The organism is Chryseobacterium sp. 2P (genome assembly GCF_059579425.1).
The window spans coordinates 3,287,106-3,302,115 of sequence record NZ_CM184194.1; the positions used below are offsets into that span (position 1 = coordinate 3,287,106).

At 36.5% G+C, this 15,010-nt stretch carries 15 protein-coding genes; all 15 read right to left on the reverse strand.

Going from position 1 to position 15,010, the window contains the following annotated elements:
• Window positions 1-28 precede the first annotated feature (28 nt).
• Window positions 29-1,204: a cysteine desulfurase family protein gene (locus AC52CF_RS14890; RefSeq protein WP_290266612.1), complete on the reverse strand. Its 1,176-nt coding sequence runs from the start codon at window positions 1,202-1,204 to the stop codon at window positions 29-31.
• Between the two features lie 117 nt (window positions 1,205-1,321).
• Window positions 1,322-1,909: an HAD family hydrolase gene (locus AC52CF_RS14895; protein WP_496517327.1), complete on the reverse strand. Its 588-nt coding sequence runs from the start codon at window positions 1,907-1,909 to the stop codon at window positions 1,322-1,324.
• Between the two features lie 71 nt (window positions 1,910-1,980).
• Window positions 1,981-2,706, reverse strand: coding sequence for an SDR family NAD(P)-dependent oxidoreductase (locus tag AC52CF_RS14900; protein WP_214588997.1), 726 nt, complete (start codon window positions 2,704-2,706; stop codon window positions 1,981-1,983).
• Window positions 2,707-2,711: 5 nt separating this feature from the next.
• The gene (locus AC52CF_RS14905) at window positions 2,712-4,028 is read right to left on the reverse strand and encodes an FAD-binding oxidoreductase (protein WP_214588996.1); all 1,317 of its coding nucleotides are present in this window, start codon (window positions 4,026-4,028) and stop codon (window positions 2,712-2,714) included.
• A complete protein-coding gene (locus AC52CF_RS14910) occupies window positions 4,025-4,912 on the reverse strand; it encodes a decaprenyl-phosphate phosphoribosyltransferase (RefSeq protein ID WP_214588995.1) in 888 nt (295 codons plus the stop codon). Before AC52CF_RS14910 ends, AC52CF_RS14905 begins: the two co-directional genes overlap by 4 nt.
• Window positions 4,913-5,019: 107 nt before the next feature.
• Entirely contained in the window at window positions 5,020-5,709 is a 690-nt protein-coding gene (locus AC52CF_RS14915; protein ID WP_214588994.1) for a YiaD family glycine zipper/OmpA-like lipoprotein, read from the reverse strand.
• A 23-nt stretch (window positions 5,710-5,732) separates the two neighbouring features.
• Window positions 5,733-6,227: a lipocalin family protein gene (locus tag AC52CF_RS14920; protein WP_214588993.1), complete on the reverse strand. Its 495-nt coding sequence runs from the start codon at window positions 6,225-6,227 to the stop codon at window positions 5,733-5,735.
• A gap of 125 nt (window positions 6,228-6,352) precedes the next feature.
• A complete protein-coding gene (locus tag AC52CF_RS14925; RefSeq protein WP_214588992.1) occupies window positions 6,353-8,020 on the reverse strand; it encodes a S8 family serine peptidase in 1,668 nt (555 codons plus the stop codon).
• A 3-nt stretch (window positions 8,021-8,023) separates the two neighbouring features.
• The gene (locus AC52CF_RS14930; protein WP_375181041.1) at window positions 8,024-8,644 is read right to left on the reverse strand and encodes a WbqC family protein; all 621 of its coding nucleotides are present in this window, start codon (window positions 8,642-8,644) and stop codon (window positions 8,024-8,026) included.
• 112 nt (window positions 8,645-8,756) lie between these two features.
• Complete coding sequence (gene lepB, locus AC52CF_RS14935; RefSeq protein WP_496517328.1) at window positions 8,757-10,418, reverse strand: signal peptidase I; 1,662 nt, start codon at window positions 10,416-10,418, stop codon at window positions 8,757-8,759.
• Window positions 10,419-10,542: 124 nt separating this feature from the next.
• Complete coding sequence (dapB, locus tag AC52CF_RS14940) at window positions 10,543-11,244, reverse strand: 4-hydroxy-tetrahydrodipicolinate reductase (RefSeq protein WP_214588989.1); 702 nt, start codon at window positions 11,242-11,244, stop codon at window positions 10,543-10,545.
• Window positions 11,245-11,385: 141 nt separating this feature from the next.
• A complete protein-coding gene (locus tag AC52CF_RS14945) occupies window positions 11,386-12,027 on the reverse strand; it encodes a DUF5683 domain-containing protein (RefSeq protein WP_214588988.1) in 642 nt (213 codons plus the stop codon).
• The gene (locus AC52CF_RS14950) at window positions 12,028-12,918 is read right to left on the reverse strand and encodes a ParB/RepB/Spo0J family partition protein (RefSeq protein WP_214588987.1); all 891 of its coding nucleotides are present in this window, start codon (window positions 12,916-12,918) and stop codon (window positions 12,028-12,030) included.
• A 35-nt stretch (window positions 12,919-12,953) separates the two neighbouring features.
• On the reverse strand, window positions 12,954-13,727 hold the full coding sequence (locus tag AC52CF_RS14955) for a ParA family protein (protein WP_076392187.1): 774 nt from the start codon (window positions 13,725-13,727) through the stop codon (window positions 12,954-12,956).
• Between the two features lie 165 nt (window positions 13,728-13,892).
• Window positions 13,893-14,729, reverse strand: coding sequence for an energy transducer TonB (locus AC52CF_RS14960; protein WP_214588986.1), 837 nt, complete (start codon window positions 14,727-14,729; stop codon window positions 13,893-13,895).
• Window positions 14,730-15,010: the final 281 nt, after the last annotated feature.

Sequence of the window (15,010 nt, forward strand, 5' to 3'; positions counted from 1 at the left end):
TCAAAATTACGCTTTTTGAGTAATAAGACTATCTATGCTCAACATTTGTATTTTCTATAACAAAATCTTTAGAAATTTCTTTCAAAGCAGTAGCCAAAGCATCAATATCTTCCTTAGTCGTTAAATGGCTGAAGGAAATACGAAGCGGCGTACAGTGATCCATTTCATCTTCAGATAAAACCATCATCATCACCATAGAAGGTTTGGACGCTCCAGAAGAACACGCACTTCCCTGAGAAATCGCGATTCCTTTCATATCTAACTGTAGCCCGATTAGAGGATTTTTATACGGTAATAAAGCACTTAAAACCGTGTAAAGACTACCATCCTTCTCAGAACTTCTTCCATTGAATTTAATGCCCGGAATTTCCGCTGTAAGCCTTTCTACGGCATAGCTTTTAATTTCCTGCATATGATTAGTATAAGTTTCAAGATTTTTTAAAGAAATTTCCAGTGCTTTTCCCAGTCCTACAATTCCTGCTACATTTTCTGTTCCTGCTCTTAAGCTTCTTTCCTGTGGTCCTCCTGTAATAATTCCTTTTAAACCGCTTGATTTTCTTATAAACGCAAACCCAACGCCTTTTGGTCCGTGAAATTTATGGGCACTGCAAGAAGCAAAATCTACCTTAATATCAGAAAAATCCAGATTCATGTGAGCCATTGTCTGAACGGTATCCGAATGGAAAAGCGCATTATTTGCCTTGCAGAGTTCTGCCACTTTTTTAATATCGATAAGATTTCCGATCTCGTTATTGGCATGCATTAAGCTTACCAGAGTTTTCTTGTCGGAAGCTTTTAACAGTTCTTCCAGTTTATTAAGATCAATATCTCCTTTTTCATTGGGACGGATGTAGTTTACCTCTACTCCTTTTCTGCTTTTCATGTCCAGAATACTCTCAGAAACGCACTTATGCTCAAGAGGGGAACTGATGATACGTTCTATTCCGAGATGCTCAACAGCCGATTTTATGATCATATTGTTCGATTCTGTACCGCAGGAAGTGAAAATAATTTCAGCGGGCGTTACATGAAGATAGTCTGCAACCTGTCTCCTTACGTTTTCGATAAGAATTTTCGCTTCCTGTCCAAAACTGTGTGTAGAGGACGGATTTCCGAAATTCATTTTCATGGTATCAACCATTGCATCGATAACTTCTTCCGAAAGTGGAGTTGTTGCAGCGTTATCAAGGTATACTTTATTCATTTTTACTTTGAAAATATTAGTTTCTGTGGAATATGTACAATCTGTAAATCCTACAAAATCAGTAGAGTTATTGTTTTAAAATACTCTATTTCGATCTGTTTATTTTACTGCCCAAAATTAGTGAAAAAATTGGTAATGTCCTTCATTTGCCCAATTCAACATTGGTTTATCTCCCGATGTATCTCCAAAAGCAATAATTTTATCGTATTTATGATTGCTGATTTCCTGCTGGATTCTTACCAATTTTTCGTCTCCGTTACAGTTTTTTCCCACAAAATTTCCGGTAAAAACTCCGTTTCTGAACTCGGCTCTGGTGGAAACGAGCTGCATTTTAAAAGCTTCTGCAAATGGTTTTGCCCAGATGTCTAACGATGCGGTAACTAATAGACTATACGTATTATTATGATCTATATTTTGAATAAAATCCAAGGCATTTTCCCTTACGATTTTAGGATAATAATGTTCAAAAAACTGTCTGGATTTTTTTTCGATTTTTTCCTGAGTCTGTCCTTTCAGAATGGAACCGATAAAGCTTTTTTTCACTTTTTCCGTATCGGCAAGTTTCAGTTTTAAAAGAACAAAAAGCGGAATATGCTTCAAAAACTGCAGACGAAATCTTGTAGAATCGTAGAATTTAAGATACATAAACATGGTATCTTTATACGTAAGTGTTCCGTCGAAATCGAAGCAGTACAGTTTTTTCATTGAAGTAAGTCAATTTTAGAATATTTATCTTTTAACGTAAAGATCGAAAGTATATTTTAAATAAAATAATTTTAAAGCTTTAATTTTTTAAATATAAATTCAGGAATATTGCGGATAATCATCATGATAATTCCCCAGATCGGCAAAACATAGGCTACGTTTTTCTGTTTTTTATAAGCCTTGAAAATAGATTCTGCTGCCTGTTTCGGGGTTGCGGTAAGTTTTGGATTCAAAGGTAAGCCTTCAGTCATTTTGGTTGCCATAAATCCGGGTTTCACTGTCATTACGTGAACTTTTTTATCGAAAAGATAATTCCTCAAACCACTTAAATAGGCTGTGAAAGCCGCTTTGGAACTTCCGTAAATAAAATTACTCTGTCTTCCGCGATCTCCGGCAACAGAAGAAAGTCCGATAATCGTTCCGGATCTTCTGCTTTCAAATTTCTGCGCAAAATAATTCATCACAGGAACCAGTTTAGCGTAATTGATATCAATAATACGTTGTGTATTTTTGTTGTCATACAATCCTTCTTCTGTTCCTTCTCCCAAATAGCCTGTCGCACAGAACAGCAAACCTGAATTAACAGCATCAAACTGATTATAATCTATGCTTTTCATAAGGTCAAGCTCTATCACTTCGGACTGCTGAAGAAATTTCACATCAATATGTCGGGCAAATCTTTCGGTCGTTTCTTTACTGGAGGTAAAAAGATAGATTTTTTCAAATCTCTCTCCTTCCTGCAATGCCTTTTCCACAAAAGCCTGTGCTACTTCCGATGTACTTCCTAAAACGATCATGTTTGCTAAATATTATTTAAAATTCTTTTATGCTGCAAAGACACAAATTTTGAGCTCTGAACATTTTTCAGATAATTGGTGAGCGAAGATCTGCTCATGCTGTCTTTGGTAAGGTAAATTTTACCGTTGTACTGCTCTACGATATCATCCAGCTGGTCAATCAGTTTTTTCAGTTTGGAATTCACTTTGAAGTCCAATGCTAAAGAATATCCTTCAAACGGAAAGGAATTGTAAGCTTCCGGATTTTCTTTTCCGTACAGCTTTAAAACAGCTAAAAAAGAACCGTTTCCGCTGTTGGCAATGGTTTCCAGAATTTTTTTCATTCCTTCTTTTCCGGATTCTTTGGGAATCATCATCTGATATTGGATGAAGCCGGATTTTCCGTAAATCTTATTCCAATCATGAACGAAATCAAGAGGATAAAAGAAAGTTTCATAATCGATAAAGTTTTTAACTTCCTTTTTAGACTGTTTTTTATAATAGAAATAATTGAAAATCTTTACCGTTAAAGCATTTAAGACAAATCCGGGAAAATAAAACGGAACAGTTGGCTCAAATTTTTTCTTTAAACGCAATGGTTTTTCTTTGAATTTCTGAGGCAGCTCGTGCTGAAAAGCGTGTTCTCCTCTCATCAGGATACTTCTTCCGATATTTTTACCTTTCTGAAGGCAGTCGATCCATGCTACAGTATAAGTCCAGCTTTCGCTTTCTTCAAACAGATTAAAGATCTCATCCAGATTTTCGGCTTTAATACTTTCCTGACGGATGTATGCCGATTCAATATTTTTCAGCTTGAATTTTGCCGTTAAAATAATCCCGGTTAATCCCATTCCGCCGATAGTTGCCCAGAATTTATCTGAATTTTCTTCTCTTGAACAGTTGATGATATCGCCGTTTTCGATCATCAGTTTAAATTCAATTACATATTCCGAAAAGCATCCTTCAGCGTGATGATTTTTACCGTGAACGTCAGAAGCAATGGCTCCTCCTACAGAAACAAATTTGGTTCCCGGTGTTACGTATAAAAAATATCCCTGCGGAACGGCAATTTCCAGCACATCGGAAAGCAGGACTCCCGATTCGCATTCGATAATTCCGTTCAGACGGTCAAAACTGATGAATTTATTTAATTTTTTGGTTGAAAATATATGCTCTCCCAATGAAGAATCTCCATAACATCTTCCGTTTCCTCTAGCAATTACTTCATTATGATTCTGAACAAATTCTTTTATTTTTCTGAAGCTGTCCTCAGACTTCATTTCTTTTTCCACTATGGGAAAATTACCCCAGTTGGTCACTTTTTGTACAAAATTCGGCTTCATTTTTTAAAGTAGATTTGAATTAAAAATGCAGCAACCCACAATATCAAGGTGATCTGAATGTATCTGTCTCTGTAAACAATCTTCGTGGGAGATTCGGTTCTGTTGTATACCAATGTCTGCTGTAAGTATCTTAAAAAAGCAAAAACAACAAAAATTACCGTATAAAATACTCTTGAATGAAATCTTGCCTGAACTTCAGGAGACAGGGTAAACATCAGATAACAGACAATTGCCAGAGTCACGGAAATGGATAATGCAATATCTGCAAACTGTACATTGTAGCCGTCTAATGCTCTTCGCGTTTTTCCGGAAACCTGCGCATTGATGAGTTCTCCCCGCCTTTTTCCTATGGCTAATACCAACGCAAGCACAAAGGTGAGTAAAATCGCCCATTGAGAAATGCTGATTCCCGTAATGTAGCCTCCCGATAAAACTCTTAAAACGAATCCCACAGCAATGATAGAAATATCAATAATCGGAACGTGCTTTAATTTGAATGTATACGCAAGATTCATTACAAAATAAAATCCTACGATGGTTGCAAATTTCCATAAACTTTCATGAAAATACATCTGGGCAAAGAAAACCAGTGCGATGTCCAGAATAATAAGTCCTGTAAAAATTCCTACCGCCTGAGATTTTGAAATGGCTCCGCTCGCCAAAGGTCTTCTTCTTTTTTCGGGATGTTTTTTATCTGCTTCAATATCGTTATAATCATTCAGAATATAAACGACACTTGCAGCCAAAGAAAAAATGATAAAAGCAAAGATGCTTTTTGTGAGTAGTTCGAGATTTTTAATATTACCCGAAAAGAAAAGAGGAACAAAAACAAACAGGTTCTTCACCCATTGCTCCACGCGGAGCAGCTTTAAATATTTCTTCATTTATGTTGTTTCAAATGCAAAAATAGTAATTTCAAAAAATATCACCATAAAAATACAAAAATAACCGCTATTGCGGTTATTCACGAAAATATTTATATGTTAAATAATTATTGACCGTTCTGTGCGTCGTTAATCATTTTTTCATTGGCGGTAATAGCGAATTCCACTCTTCTGTTTTTAGCTCTTCCTTCTTCTGTATCGTTAGTAGCAACCGGCATACTTTCTCCTTCTCCCAAAGCAAATAATCTGCTAGAAGAAATTCCTTTACCCGCTAAATAAGCTTTTACAGAATTGGCTCTTCTTTCAGAAAGACTCATGTTGTAAGAATCTGAACCTTTGCTGTCTGTATGCCCATAAATATTAATGTTTGTATCCGGGTTGTTCGTTAAAACCTGAGCCAGTTTATCAAGGTTTGTTTTTGCAGTACTTGTTAAAGCAGAAGAATTGAAATCGAAATTCACGATGCTTTCACTTAATGTAATTTTGATACCGTCTCCTACTCTTTCTACCTGAGCTCCCGGTAAAGTTTCTTTAATTTCTCTTGCCTGTTTATCCATTTTAGAACCGATAACGTTACCTGCAACACCACCGATAATACCTCCTAAAACAGCTCCTAAAGCAGCATTTTTACCTTTTCCTACGTTATTCCCCAAAATACCGCCTATTACAGCTCCGGAAGCAACACCTACTGCTGTCCCTCTCTGCTGATGGTTGGAATTCTGTACAGCCTCACAGCTTGTAAGCAATAAAGCTGATGATAAAAATAACGCTCCGATATATGTTTTTGTAAATTTCATCTTTTTATATTTTTTATGTTAAATTATTTCATTCCTGTTCTTTCGAAATTGTAAACTACTCTTACATTTTCTCCATCGAAAGGAATATTCTGTTCCAATGAGAATTGGTCTGTATTCTGGTTAGTCAGCGTCAAAGTATAACCTGCTGTATTTTGCTTTGCTTTTGTACCGTCAGCAATTTTTTTGAAATTAAATGTATTTCCGCTTACCACATCAATCTTAATCGGCTGTGTAAATCCTGTTCCGCAGGTTCCTCCTCCGTTTAATGTATACGCTCCTGTCCAGTTATTTGGAATCAGTCTCCAGTGGCTTCCTACGAAACACTGTGCATCTACACCGTCATCGAATGGCTTTACTTTGAACTTTTTATCATAATTTACACTGACGATCTGCCAGTCGCCTTTCATTTTCAAAAATTCTGATCTTTGTGTTTGGGCTGTTTTAGCATTATTCACTGTGGAACAAGACACTGCAAAAAGCGATGTTCCCAACATCCCTGCAAGTAGTAACTTTTTCATTTTGTTGTTTATTATTTTGTTACAATAAAGTTACAAAAAACCGTGCCAAAATTAATTATTACCAATAAAAAAAGTCCGAAAATTTCGGACTTTATATGTTTCTACCTTAAATACAGGAAGATATACTATTTTTTAACAGTCTTTTTTACGGATTTATCAGCCTTCTTTGAAGAGCCTGCTTTTCCGTTGTAAAAATGCGTATAAGCATATTCTGCCGCTTTTTTAAGATCAATTACTCCTCCTGCTTCAGAGAAATCTCCGAATTGATTTGTTGTACTTGGGTTGCTGGATTTCACCAAAGATTCGATAATCTGTACAGGTGTTAAATTAGGCATATAAGCCAATAAAACTGCTGCAGCTCCTGCTACAACCGGAGAAGCCATAGAAGTTCCCTGTAAGTATTTATATTCATTATGAGGAACGGTAGAATAAATTTCTTCACCCGGAGCAAAAACGTTTACCATTTTCTTATTGAAGTTGGAAAAACTCGCTCTTAATGCATCATTTTTATTGGTACTTGCTCCTACAACCAATACGTTGTTTACAAATGGTTTTTCATCGGTTACATTCTTAAAGTTGGTAGGATAAGCCAGATGTTCTGCCACATCTTCGTTTTCATTTCCTGCAGCTTTTACCAGAAGAACTCCTTTATCCTGAGCATATTTAAATGCATTCCAAACTACATTTTTACCCGGAGAAACCGGCTTTCCGAAGCTCATGTTTAAAACTTTCGCTCCGTTATCTACTGCGTATCTGATTGCGTTGGCAACGTCTTTGTCTCTTTCATCACCATTCGGAACGGTTCTTACAGACATTATTTTCGCTACTTTCGAAGCAACTCCATACTGTATTTCTTTTCCGTTCGGAAGACCGGCAATAATTCCCGCTACGTGAGTTCCGTGTTCTGCATCCGGACCTTCGTAATGATTGTTTCCGTAATTTTTCTCAGAATAATCGTCATAGTTATCTCCTACGATTTCTTTTCTCGGATCGTAATTAAGATCATACTGCTTTTCCTGAGGACCAAAATAGTCTAAAGCTTCTTTAATCTGACCGCTCATTGCTTTTTCAAACTCTGCAGCCGATTTTCCTTTAAATTCAGGACTTTGAGCAACCTGCGCCAAAACCTGCGCCGCCATTGCTTCTTTTTGATCTGCAGGTTTTATTGCTGCAACATTTTCAGGAGTAAGAGGTTTTCCGTTCAGTAGTTTTACCATTACGGGAATTGCCTCATTAATCATAGTATAGGTCTTGAATCCCTGCTTTGCCTCAACGCTTTTCTTAGTGAAAAGGTCTTTAGCTTTCATATACATTGCAAATTCTTCAGGCATTTTAGCTTGGTTTGCTTTGTTTTTTGTAGAATCATCTCCTTCGAAAACAGGTTTATATTTAACAACAACTCTGGTTACCTCCATATTGTCGATGTCTATATCTCCATTTTTACCCCCGATAAAGTTCCATCCGTGGATATCATCGATGTAACCGTTACCATCATCATCTTTTCCGTTGTTCGGCACTTCATTAGGATTTGTCCAGATGTTTTTTACCAATCCCGGGTGATCCACCTGAACTCCGCTATCTAACACACCTACCAAAACTGTCTTTGGCTTAAGACCTTTAGATTCTAAAAATTTATAGGCATTTTCTGTATTTACCCCATAAACTTTCGTTGTAGCAAAATCTTTATGATACCACGTCATAAGATCTTTATCCTGCATCGGATCTTTTGCTTCCTGCGCCTGAGAAAAACCAATCCCTACTAAAAAAACAGCAGCTAATAATACCTTTTTCATTTACTATGAATATTTAATATTTTTAATATAAGTCAAAGATTCCGGTCCTTTGTTACAAATTAAGTCCAAAACTGATAAATCTTTCAAAAAACCACGTTTATCAGAGAACGTTTGATAATATTCGTCCATTTCGTATTCTGAAGGTATTTTGGCTGAAAATTGATCTCTGAAATTAATTTCTTCCGGAAATTTGATATATTCTTCATTCAAAGAGTGTGCCTTTTCTGTTTTAAGGATCTGCTGAACGATTTCAAGAGTTTTAAGGTTAAAATCCAACAGATGTTTTTCTTTCAGATCGTAAATCTTTCTGAATTTATCTTCATAAAATTCAAAATACGGAGAGCTTTGATAGGCGGTTTTAATGGATTTCCAATGCAAATTCCTCCAGTCTTCACGGTGAGAAATTTCAATATCCTTAAATTCTCTGCATCCGTTATGAGCAATAGGAATGATTAATGATAACTTTCCGTTGGCTCCGAAAATATTAGCTCTGTTTCTGTACGTCTGTTTCGGAAAACTTTCAAACTGTTCAAATACAATTTCATTTTCAGGATCTAAAAACACTGAAAACCAAGAAATTGGCGGCAGATAAAACGCCGGTAATAATACATTCTTCATATTCATAATGCAAAAATGAAGTATTTTTTCAAATACTTCATTCTATTTACAATTTATTTTTTCAATTAAATAATTGATTTTGAAACTTTGTCAAAGATTTAAACTTTGACAAAGTGAATTACACATCGTCTTCCGTCTTTTTCTTTCTGAATAATTTCATGAAATATTCCCACCCGAAGAACAGAATAAGAATCATCGCTGCAATCCACCAGTAAGAGGTTTTGTTGGCTTCTCCTGTATTGGTTGCTTTAAACATTCTTTCCCAACGAACTTTTTTAGGAGCCTGATAAGTAGAACTTGCATCCGCAAAAACTCCCTGAACACTCATCCAGGTAAACATTGGCTTTCCAACGATATTTTCTTCAGGAACGAAACCAAAGAATCTTGCATCCAAAGAAGCGTCTCTGTTATCTCCGACCATCATATAATAATCCTGCTGAATGGTATACTGATTGGTTTGTTTTCCGTTGATGAAAATTTTACCGTTTTTATTCTCTAGCTTATTGTGTTCATACTGAGAAATAATCCACTGGTATTCCGGTAAGGTTTCCTGATTGATGGTAACCACATCTCCTTTTTTAGGAATCTTTAAAGGTCCGTACCAATCCTGATTCCAAGGTTTGTTGATTGGGAAAATAGACTGGGTAGTATCAATACTTTTGGTGTACGCTGTTTTATCAGCATTCAATTTATAAGAAATCGTTGCAGAATCTTTAGGATAGATATTTTCTTCCATGCTGATCACGTTCGGTAAAGATTTAATTTCTTTAGCCGTTTTATCAGTAAGTCCCTGAAACATATAAACAAATCCGCCGCTTTTTTCATTCTGAATTTCTCTAACAGGCAAAAATCCGTAAATGTTATAAAGTCCCGGAACATCCAACTGCGTTCCTGTGCTTACTGTGTATGCATGCTGAACTTCCTGATCTCCTAAATATGTTTCAGCTTTTCCGTTAACGAAAAGTCTTCCTGCTCTCATTTCGAAAGTATCTCCCGCAACAGCTACACATCTTTTTACGTAAGGATCTTTTCTGTCGATGGCAGTGTGCACGGAATCCTGTGGATAATTGAAAACAACAATATCTTTTTTCTGAGGCTTGCTAAACTGAAAAATTCTTTCATAAGGTAATTTTACAGCGTCCACATAAGATTTAGGATCATCTTTCGGGTTTCCTTTTTCCCCTGTATCCATGATGGTTCCCTGTAAGAAGGGAATCGCCAGAGGACGCATTGGAAGTCTGTATCCGTAACTCCATTTGTTTACGAAAAGGAAATCACCTACCAATAAAGTTCTTTCCATAGATCCTGTCGGAATTCCGAAAGGCTGTGTTACAAAAACGTGAATTATTGTTGCGAAAACTACCGCAAACGTCACAGACCCAACAAATGAATCTTTCTTTTTTGCACTTTTTTCTTCGTCGGTAAGAAAGATGGCATTTTCGTCTTCCAGCTCAACATCTTTTCCATAATTTATCGTTGCCATGTAGATAAACGGAAGAATGACTGTAAGAAACTGATCTTTGAAGAGCGTTTTCCCGAACTTTTTCACTAAATACAAATGAAAAACAGACATCATAATAGGTCCTACGATTGGCAGATATGATAAAATTGCCCACCATTTCGGATGTTTTGTCTCTTTTAAAATAATGAAATAGTTGTAAAAAGGAATAAACGCGAAAAGCGGACTATATCCTAATTTTTTGAACAGTTTCCACGTGGAAATCCCCATCAATACAGATAAAATGAGAACATAAACTGCGTACGTTAAAAAATAATTCATAAATTTTTGTGCCTAATCTATAATATAATTGATGAATGATGTCTTGATAAATGATCACAAATTCACTATTAACACTTCACCATTCACTCTTATTAGTTTGCAATGTAAGAATTTTGTTACAATATTAAAGTCCCAAAACGTCCTTCATCGTGAAATTTCCTTTTTTATCTTTAATCCATTCTGCCGCAACTACTGCACCCAGTGCAAAACCACTTCTGTTGAATGCGGTATGTTTGATTTCTATTTCGTCCACTTCGCTTCTGTAAAAAACACTGTGTGTTCCCGGAACCTCATCTTCACGGATGGCAAAAATGCCCAGTTGATTTCCCTGCGTTTCTTCCAGTTTCCAGGAATCGAATTTCGGATTGTTTTTAAAAATTCCTTCGGCGATGGAAATTGCTGTTCCGCTTGGCGCATCTAATTTGTGAATGTGATGAATTTCTTCTAACTGACAAGAATATTCGTCTACATTTTTCATTAAATCTGCCAGTTTTTCGTTTAAGGCAAAGAATAAATTAACACCAAGACTAAAGTTTGAACCATATAAAAAAGCGGTTTCTTTTTCTACAGCCAGTTTTTCAATTTCGGATTTTTTTTCCAGCCAGCCCGTTGTTCCGCAGATCACCGAAATTTTGTTTTCCAGACAGGCTTTGATGTTTTCGTAAGCAACTTCCGGTAAGGAAAATTCGATTACAACATCAGGATTATTGAGATTTTCAGCAGTTGGAGTTTCTTTTAACCGGGCAACGATTTCGTGTCCTCTTTTAGTGGCAATTTCATCAATGATTTTGCCCATTTTACCGTATCCAACTAATGCTATTTTCATGTTCTTCTTTATTTAATTTTATAATCTAATGCAAAGCCCGTAAAGATTTCTTTAAAATCCTCCTGCATATTCTTCGTTCGCGAAGGCGTTTGACTTCGTCGAATCTTCGATTTCACTAAGCTAAGACTGCATTACTTATTTTTAAAATCTGTAACTTAAACTTAAGCCCGTTTTCGGAGGTGCAATTCCATACTGATCCTGAATCATTGCCGGATTAAGCGTAAGATCCGGATCGTGTCTCGCTTCGTATAAATGGGCATCAACCACTGCATCTACGATATTCAGAATGTAAATTAATCCTGTAATTGCAATGGCGTAATCTCTCTGCCTCTTTGATCTGTCCTGTGCATTTCCGAGAGCCACTTTGTCGAGCCAAGGATGGCTATCAACAAATTCATTTGGAGTTCCGTTGAGCTTGGCGATGTAATATTCACGGTATCTTCTGTACTGATTGTCATTCCAGACTGCAATTCCTACCCCCGCTCCTACTGCTCCTAAAACAATGGGAACCTTCCAGTATTTTTTATTATACACCTGTCCCAATCCGGGAAGTACGGCAGAGTACAACCCTGCTTTTGTAGGGTTAAGTTTTAGCGTTTTTTTTGTAGGTCCGTTTGCTTTTTCAAGATCTGCAACTACCCTGCTTTCTGTTTTGATGTTGTTCTTTTCCACGGCAACACTGTCTTTCGGGCGATAGTCTACCCGAATAGTGTCGTTAGGATTTACCTGTGAATACGCAAGAGCGAACAGACACAGAAAAAATGTGAAAAGTATTTTTTTCATTTATTTAATATGGGATAAAATATATTCCAGCTCATCTTCATTTTTGAAGTCCAGAACAATTTTACCTTTTTTACCGTTTGGAGAGGCTTTGATTTCAACTTTTACATCTAAAATATCTGCAATTGTTTTCTGCGCTCTTTTATAATTGTTGGAAAGCTCGGCTTTTGCTTTTTTCGCCGCCGGAGATTTCGGGTTTTTAATGGCTGTAGCTGCCTGTTCTGCCTGTCTTACATTGAGTTTTTCTTTGATAATTAAATCAAACAAAATCTGCTGATGTTCTTCGCTTTCAAGACTGATGATGGCTCTTCCGTGTCCTGCAGAAATTTCTCCGCTTCGGATCGCATTCTGAATATCGGGATGCAGTCTCAGTAATCTGATGGAATTTGTAATGGTACTTCTGTCTTTCCCTACTCTCTGGCTTAGATTTTCCTGGGTAAGACCAATTTCTTCCATCAATCTCTGATATGTTAATGCAATTTCTATCGCATCAAGATCTTCTCTCTGGATGTTTTCAACAAGTGCCATTTCAAGAAGCTCCTGATCATTAACCAGACGGATGTATGCCGGAATAGACTCTAATCCTGCAATTTTACTTGCGCGGTAACGTCTTTCTCCGGAAATGATTTCAAACTTTTCGCCGTCTTTTCTTAAGGTAATCGGCTGAATAACACCTAAATTTTTAATCGACTGCGCAAGTTCGTTCAATGCTTTTTCGTCAAAATAAGTTCTTGGCTGAGACGCATTGGGATAAATATCTTCTAATGCAATTTCTACGATATTCCCTACAAACTTATCTGCTCCCTCATCGGTGGCAGAATTGATCGTTGCTTTGGATTCGGCACTAAGAATTGCGCCCAAACCACGTCCCATTGCTCTTTTTTTATCCTTCATATTTTGTTTTTAGCGTTTAGCTTAGCTAGCTGCTTTTAATTCTTTACTAATTTTTCGTTTTTCAATAAAACTTCTTCTGCCAACTGAATGTACTGTATTGCTCCTTTACTTTCTGCATCGTAATTCAGGATACTTTCTCCGAAACTTGGCGCTTCGCTTAATCGTACATTTCTGCTGATAATGGTTTCGAACACCATTTCAGGGAAATGAGAATTTACTTCTTCCACGACCTGATTGGATAGTCTCAAACGGCTGTCGTACATCGTAAGAAGCAGACCTTCAATATCCAGATCTTTATTGTGGATTTTCTGAACGTTTTTGATGGTATTCAGTAATTTTCCAAGACCTTCCAACGCAAAATATTCGCACTGAATCGGAATGATTACAGAATCTGCTGCTGTAAGCGCATTTACGGTAATAAGACCTAAACTCGGCGCACAATCGATAATAATATAATCATAATCGTCTCTTACGCTCTGTAAAGCTTTTTTAAGCATATACTCACGCTCTTCTTTGTCGACAAGCTCAATTTCCGCTGCCACCAAATCGATGTGAGAAGGCACAATATCCAGATTCGGAGTTGCTGTCTGTTTAATACATTTTGAAGTTTCTACGCTGTGCTCCAAAAGATTGTATGTAGAATATCTTACGTCTTCTACGCCTAAACCTGAAGTTGCATTCGCCTGAGGGTCTGCATCGATGATTAATATTTTTTTCTCTAATACCCCTAATGCTGCGGCTAAATTAACAGCTGTTGTTGTTTTCCCAACTCCTCCTTTCTGATTAGCGATACCTATGATTTTTGCCATTGTTAGAACTTTAAGTTTCAAAAATACACATTTTTCCCTGCTCTTAATAAAGGGATAAAACGAAATTTGAGTTAAAATATTGTTAATAAGCAATTTAGCAATAAAAAAAATTATCCACAAAAAAAATTCTTTGTGGATAACTGTTCAAGATTTGTTTTTTATGTCTTATTGATCAAATTTCATTGTGATCGGAAATTTGAAATAACTTCTTACGGATTCACCCTGTTTGTTTTTTGCAGGTGTCCATTTTCCTTTAATCGATCTGATTGTTCTTACCGCCTCACTATTGAAATCCGCATCTGAACCCGCAGCCTTTATTCCAGAAATGGTACCGTCTTTTTCTACAATAAAAGTAATCGTGGTTTTCATTAATTCACCAGAATCAAAGCCTGATCCGTCAAAATTACTCATTACTTTATTTCTGAATGAGTCGATTCCACCATCAAAATTTGCTTCTTTTCCTAAATCTCCACTATTGAAAATTTTATTGGGATCCTCTTTAATTACTACTGGTGGAGCCGTAGTAATTACAGGACCAGTTCCGATCGTTGGAGTTGTTGGTACATAAGTATTTGGTGGAGCAGTTTCTCCATCAGGATTATTTCTTGTTCCTGCAACAGCTCCTTCAATTTTCTCTACAACTTTTTCATTGGTTACATGAGAAGTAGGTGTCGGAACCGTATCATCGAATGTTTTTACAGGAGCAGATGGTGCTTTTGGAGGCAGAACTGCTACTGGAGGTGGTGTATCATCATATTCATTAATAAGAATTGGTGGAGGTAATTCATACCCTCCTTCGTCAGTCACTTCGGGATTCTTAAATGCATTAATCGCAAGCGGAGTTAAAGAAACGGCAGCCAATACACTGACTCCTATAAAAAATGCTTTTGTTAAGATTCTGTCTGATTCTCTTCTTAATACATAAGCTCCGTATTCTTTGTTACGGTGTTCGAAAAGAACTTCGTTAAAACGAAATTCCTGATTTTGATTTGTGTGTTTCATTACTAAAATATTTAAACTGTTAAAAAAATTTGATTATTAGTTTTTATGATCTTACCAATAAGCATTGATTCAATATCAAATTTTTTGCCAAATATCTGTTAAAATGATAACGTTTTTAAAATTTTAATGTTAAATAATAAAATTAACTATGTTGCAAATAATAAATTCCTGAGTTTAAATATTTTACGGAGAAAGTTAAAATTGCAGACCTGCATTTTAGCCCAGATTGAGCGGCATGTCTGAGCTCTTTTCTTAGTTTCGGCGGCTGCTTCGCAGCCGCC